The sequence below is a fragment of the Methanotorris formicicus Mc-S-70 genome, assembly GCF_000243455.1.
Classification (GTDB): Archaea; AGJL01; Methanococci; order Methanococcales; family Methanococcaceae; genus Methanotorris; species Methanotorris formicicus.
Genome location: NZ_AGJL01000070.1, coordinates 1 through 5,707, shown reverse-complemented (window position 1 = coordinate 5,707; position 5,707 = coordinate 1). Strand labels below are relative to the sequence as shown.

The window sequence follows — 5,707 nt, the reverse complement described above, 5'->3', positions numbered from 1 at the left end:
TAAAATGCTATATCATTATATTCGAATATGCTTGCGAAAGTCCTAAACAGATAAAAAATTATACATCCATGTAGGTATCGCATCTTATGACCCTTCAAAAATAGGAAGTTGTCCTTATGCAGAAATTAGCGTGCATGGATGCGGAGTTGATTATGAAGGACATACTGATGATGGGGGATTTTTAACGATTCCTGTTCATTTCACTGAGAAAGGAACTTTAACAATTACTGCAAGATATAAAAATTATGAAAAGACCATAACTGTTTCTGTCCAATAAACATACTCTATTTCTTTATAAAAATTTACATTATTTTATTTTCAAAATATAGACATTTTTCATAATCTTATTTTGATTTTTTAAACAAATTATTGTTCATTTTCAAATACAAACTTAAACACACCTTTTTGAACATGCAACCTATTCTCTGCCTCATCATAAACAACTGAATGCTTTCCATCAATAACATCATCAGTTATCTCATATCCAGCCTCTTGGTGTTCCCACATAAATATCCATCCCTACTAAAGCAGAACCCAAAATTAAAGAATTGCAGATATTGTTTCCATCTCTTAAATAATCTATTTTTAATCCTTTAAATTTTCCTTTATATTCCTTATTGTCATCAAATCGGCCAATATTTGGTAAGGATGAGCTAAATCACTCAAAGCATTTATAACTGGAACTGATGAATATTTAGCCATCTCTTCCAAATGTCTATGTTTATAAACCCTTGCCACTATTGCATCCACATACCTACTCATAACCTTTGCAGTATCTTTTATTGATTCCTTCTTTTCAGCTTTATCCCATCGTTGTAATGTTCTAATCGATACTCCTAAGATTTTCGATACCTCTTTCATCGTATAGTGTCGCTCCATAACTATCAATGTCTATATTTGTCTATCTAATATATAACAGTTTCAGAAGGCAGTTTTAATTTTTGGTATATCATGGATGCTATTAAACCAGCAAATGCCCCAGCACCAAATCCATTATCAATATTAACTATTGCCAAACCTGGGGAACATGAGTGGAGCATAGTGAGGATTGGGGTTATCTTCACCCCATAACCCACAGATGTTGGCACTCCAATAACTGGAACATCAACAAGGGACGTTACAAGGGAAGGTAAAGCCCCTTCCATACCAGCAACAACAATAATACAACAAACTTCCTCATCAATCATCCTTTTCAAAGGTTTAAATAACCTATGAACTCCAGCAATCCCAACATCATAGGATTTTATAACCTCACATCCCATAATCTCTGCAGTTTCTTTTGCTTCCTCTGCAACAGGAATATCTGAGGTTCCTGCTGCTAAGATACCGACTTTTCCAATCTTTTCTACATTATAACCTTTTTTTATTAATGCAAAGGTTCTTCCTATTTCATTTATTTTAAAATCAAAATTTTCTAAGTTATAGTTTTTTAATTCCTTTTTTAATGCGTCAATATCTTTAACACGTGTGGCAAATGCAACATCATTCTTCTCTGCCAAATGTACCATAATCTTTGCTAAATCTTTAGTGGTTTTACTCTCCCCATATATTGCCTCAGGTATTCCTGTTCTATGCTTTCTGTTAACGTCCAATTTACAGAATTCCTCTAACTCATCAAAGTAACTCAATTTTAATCTTTTTTCTGCCTCATCAACATCAATTTCTCCATTTTTTAATTTTATCAGTATATCCCTCATGTGATTCACCAACATCTAAATCCTAATGGTCGCTTCTAATCTCTTTCTTTTTAAGATTAAATCTAATCCATCATCAATATCCTTAACAACAATATCTGAATTTAATAAAGTCTTGGTCCAGACGCCTTCATCCCCAATAACACAAATTCCTAAATCAGCATTTTTTAATAATAACTCATCATTTGCTCCATTTCCAAAAGCAATGATTTTTTTATTTGGATTCTCATTCTTTAATGTTTCTAAAATTTTTAATTTGGCTATCTTCTCGTTTCCATATTTCTCCTTGTCCACCTTTATTCCTTTAATATCCAACTCCATCTCTATATCCTTTAAAGTTCCAAATGTATCTGCAGACAGGATAAAAATCTCATGGGATTTTCGTAATTCTTTTATTTTTTCTTTTGTTGAATCTTTTATAATCCCATCTGTTGCTATTGTCCCATTTAAGTCAAAGATAATAATGGCATCTATCTCCATACATTTCACCCATTGGTTTATAATCTACACTATATTCAAAACGTCTTTTAAAATTTTTGATGAGGGTATTAATAACAGGATTGTTTTAAATATATTCGAATATTAACATTTATAAATTAAATTTTAATCAACTTTAAAAATTTCTATGTACCTTTGGATTAACTTCTACATTCACCTTCAACGTTCTTAGCAATAATTCTCACATTAGTTGCTTTTATTAATGCATAAATAATATCTTCTTCTTTTATATTCAAACTATACAATGCATTTGGTGTTAAAATACATCTCAACATTATCCCATCAACATTCAAAGTTAAATACACTAAATTCCCCATTCTATTAATTTTCTCAACTTTACATCTAAATTCATTCCTTGCAGATGTCTCTATTGGATTGTTTGAGATGATTATATCCTCTGGTCTTATTGATAATCTAACCTTCCCCTCCCCATCATCAACACTTAACAATACACAATTCCCAACCTTTATTTTTGTTAATCCATCTTCTTTTCCAATAACTTCCCCATCTAAAACATTAGTTCCAACAAAATCAGCGACAAAGTTTATAGATGGTTTATAAAATATCTCATTAACGTCCCCTTCCTGTAGAATCTTTCCATTTTTCATAACTACAACCTTATTTGCCAAACTCCAAACATCATCAAAATCATGGGTTACATGCAAGACAGTTGTTTCATATTCACTTATTGCTTTTTTAACCAACTTCCTTAAATTTTCTTTTGTTTTTATATCTAAGGCACTGAATGGCTCATCCATCAATAAGAGTTTTGGTTTAACTATCAAAGCCCTTGCTAAAGCAACTCTCTGCTGTTCTCCACCACTTAACGTTGTTGGCTTCCTATGCAACAAATGGGATATTTTCAATACCTCTGTAATTTGGGTTACTTCTTCTCTAATCTTTTCCTTATCTTTAATTTTTTTCTTCAAACCATAGGCAATATTGTCAAAAACCGTCTTATGTGGAAATAGAACATAATCTTGATATACAATACTCATATTTCTTTTTTCTGGGGGTAGATTAGTTATATCTTCCCCTTCAAGATAAATTCTTCCCTTTTCTGGTTTGTAAAATCCAGCGATTGTTTCTAATAGTATGGATTTACCACTTCCTGTAGGACCTATAATTGTTAAATAATCTCTCTTCTTTACCTCTAAATTAACATCGACAAGTTTAAACTCACCTAAATCAATACTTAAATCCTCAATCTTTAAAAAATTCATTATTTTCACCTTTTATGCCCTTCAAATTTTTCAAACGCCAAGATAGCAATAAACGAGATTATTATCAGGAGTATTCCACTTGTTATTGCCATCTCCATGTTTCCATATGATATGTTTAGATACAACGTTATTGGGAGTATTTCAGTATACATGTAAGAACCACCGGCAAGGATTAAGACAGTTCCAAAGGTTCCCATGCATCTTGCAAATGTGATGATTGTAGATGCAAATAATCCATTCTTTGCTAATGGTAGTGATACATTAAAAAACGTCTCAAACTCCCCATAACCAAGAGACCTTGAAACAAGTTCATATCTTGGATTTATCTCTTCAAACGTTGAATATATTATTCTAACAGCGTAAGGTAATGCTGTGAAGAATTGAGCAACTATAATCCCAAGTTTTGTAAAAACAATTTTAATTCCAAAATCTTCTAAAAATTTGCCGATAAATGACTGTCCAAACAATAATAATAAAGCCAAACCTAAAACTAACTCAGGAAAGGCTATTGGTAAATCAAGGATTGACTTTACAACACTCTTTCCTGGAAATGAATACCTTGATAAGGCATATCCGATGGGCACTGATAATAACATAACAAAAATCATAGAAACTAAAGAAGTTATAATTGATAATTTTAAAGAATATATCATTTCCTCAGTTTTTAATGCATTTAAAACCTCTAATGGATTTGGAATCAAAAATAATGATGCAATAGCCAAAAACAATAAAAAAGTAAATAAAAATGATAAAAAAATACAGAAACCCTTGAAGTTAATGCCATATCTCACTACTACCACCTTATAAACTATTTTCAAGCAAAAAATCAAATTCCTAAATGTTATTTACATGGGATAAAGCCCCATTTTTTCCAGATTTCCTTTGCTTTATCACTTGAAATATAATCATTAAACGCCTTAGCAACTTCCAAGTTGCTGTCTTTTTTGGCATATATTGTTACAGCCGTTGGTATTGTTTTTATAATGTCTTTATCCTTCGGAATTTCAACAACTTCAACCTTTCCTTTACTCTCTGCCCAAGTAACCATATCCTCCCAAATAATCGCTGCATCCGCCTGATCTGTTGCTATGTAAATGAGAAGTTGATTTACGGTTGGTGTTTTAACAACTATATTTTTGCTAACGTTTTCCCATAGGTGATTTTTCTCCAAAATTTTCTTTGCAACTTTCCCAATTGCACAGGCATTTGGATCTCCCATAACGACCTTAACATTTGGTTTTGCCAAATCCTCCAAACTTCTTATATTCTTTGGATTTCCCTCTGGAACCGCAATAACTGGAATGTGGTAGGTTATGTTTTTTACCGTATCGTTAAGAATAATCCCTTTTTTCATAGCATCTTCAGTATATTTGTAAGCCCCTGGAATGAAGATATCTCCTCCAGTTGTTGCCAAAACACCAAATAACTCAGAACTTCCTCCATAATGAACATTTATTTTTGCCCCTGTTTCATTTTCAAAGTTTTGGATAAGTTCATTCATTGGCTTCATTAACCCTGCTCCACATAAAACAGTTATTGTTTTCCCTTCAAACGGCTTTTTGGTGGATGTACTTTGACTTTCATTCAAACACCCGCATAAAAATCCAAAAATTACTACCAAAGATATAAAAGAAATTAAAAAAATTTTAGATTTTAAAACCCCATTCTCCATATAACCACCTCCGACATTAGCATTAATTAAGATTGGTTATATTTATTCTTTATGTTAATCAAAATAGATGAACAAAAGTTGTAAAAAATTTAAACCTTAACAACATACTTTTTTGAGTATTTTTTAAACAGCCCAAAAGAAGAGCCAAATTTTAAATTAATCAGGGTTTTATCAATATCTGTTGTACGAACTGAAGCGATATAGTCAATTTCATAATCTCCAATAAATTCCGGTAAAATTTGTGCTGTTGGACCAACTAAAATTTTTAATCTGGCATTTTTTGCCCTATCTAAAATCATATCTAAACTACCATTTAGTAGGGATGTCCCACTAATTAAAACCGCATCCATCTTTGGTAGTAGGGAATATTCAAAAGAGCCAGTTATTGTTTCATTAGTTATATGCTTTGGATTTCTCTCAAATATATAAAATTCAAAATTGCCGTTTTCTTTTAAGGTTTTAACCAATGGCATCATGTTCCCAATAAAAGCAATCTTTTTAATTTCTTTATTTTCTAAACCGTAATTCCCATCACAAATTTAAATATTTATTTAATTGAATTAACTTCATCTAACACTTTAAGATTATAAGCGATTGTGAAGAGTAAGAGCCTAACACTC

7 protein-coding genes and 1 pseudogene are annotated in these 5,707 nt (G+C 31.5%); 1 reads left to right on the top strand and 7 read right to left on the bottom strand.

Annotated features, from left to right (window positions below; translation table 11 throughout):
- Window positions 1-130: 130 nt before the first annotated feature.
- A complete protein-coding gene (locus tag METFODRAFT_RS10960; protein WP_159089916.1) occupies window positions 131-277 on the top strand; it encodes a hypothetical protein in 147 nt (48 codons plus the stop codon).
- Window positions 278-366: 89 nt separating this feature from the next.
- Here METFODRAFT_RS10960 and METFODRAFT_RS10335 read toward each other — a convergent pair.
- From METFODRAFT_RS10335 to METFODRAFT_RS08875, 7 genes and pseudogenes are all read right to left on the bottom strand, one after another.
- A pseudogene (locus tag METFODRAFT_RS10335) lies at window positions 367-807 on the bottom strand (hypothetical protein); the annotation flags it as partial.
- A gap of 98 nt (window positions 808-905) precedes the next feature.
- Window positions 906-1,697 (bottom strand): nickel pincer cofactor biosynthesis protein LarB, encoded by a 792-nt coding sequence (gene larB, locus METFODRAFT_RS08900; protein ID WP_048115832.1) that lies wholly within the window; start codon window positions 1,695-1,697, stop codon window positions 906-908.
- A gap of 15 nt (window positions 1,698-1,712) precedes the next feature.
- The gene (locus tag METFODRAFT_RS08895; RefSeq protein ID WP_007045271.1) at window positions 1,713-2,174 is read right to left on the bottom strand and encodes an HAD family hydrolase; all 462 of its coding nucleotides are present in this window, start codon (window positions 2,172-2,174) and stop codon (window positions 1,713-1,715) included.
- Between the two features lie 158 nt (window positions 2,175-2,332).
- Window positions 2,333-3,415 carry an ATP-binding cassette domain-containing protein gene (locus METFODRAFT_RS08890; protein ID WP_007045270.1) on the bottom strand — a complete coding sequence of 361 codons (1,083 nt, stop codon included), beginning with the start codon at window positions 3,413-3,415 and terminating at the stop codon, window positions 2,333-2,335.
- 5 nt (window positions 3,416-3,420) lie between these two features.
- The gene (locus tag METFODRAFT_RS08885) at window positions 3,421-4,206 is read right to left on the bottom strand and encodes an ABC transporter permease (RefSeq protein ID WP_007045269.1); all 786 of its coding nucleotides are present in this window, start codon (window positions 4,204-4,206) and stop codon (window positions 3,421-3,423) included.
- 50 nt (window positions 4,207-4,256) lie between these two features.
- A complete protein-coding gene (modA, locus tag METFODRAFT_RS08880; protein WP_007045268.1) occupies window positions 4,257-5,087 on the bottom strand; it encodes a molybdate ABC transporter substrate-binding protein in 831 nt (276 codons plus the stop codon).
- A gap of 89 nt (window positions 5,088-5,176) precedes the next feature.
- Window positions 5,177-5,590: a Rossmann-like domain-containing protein gene (locus METFODRAFT_RS08875; RefSeq protein ID WP_342626868.1), complete on the bottom strand. Its 414-nt coding sequence runs from the start codon at window positions 5,588-5,590 to the stop codon at window positions 5,177-5,179.
- Window positions 5,591-5,707: the final 117 nt, after the last annotated feature.

Bases quoted from the DNA above. Each gene is read 5' to 3' on its own strand.
- larB (WP_048115832.1), bottom strand. From the start codon at position 1,697: ATGAGGGATATACTGATAAAATTAAAAAATGGAGAAATTGATGTTGAT.
- METFODRAFT_RS08895 (WP_007045271.1), bottom strand. From the start codon at position 2,174: ATGGAGATAGATGCCATTATTATCTTTGACTTAAATGGGACAATAGCA.
- METFODRAFT_RS08890 (WP_007045270.1), bottom strand. From the start codon at position 3,415: ATGAATTTTTTAAAGATTGAGGATTTAAGTATTGATTTAGGTGAGTTT.
- modA (WP_007045268.1), bottom strand. From the start codon at position 5,087: ATGGAGAATGGGGTTTTAAAATCTAAAATTTTTTTAATTTCTTTTATA.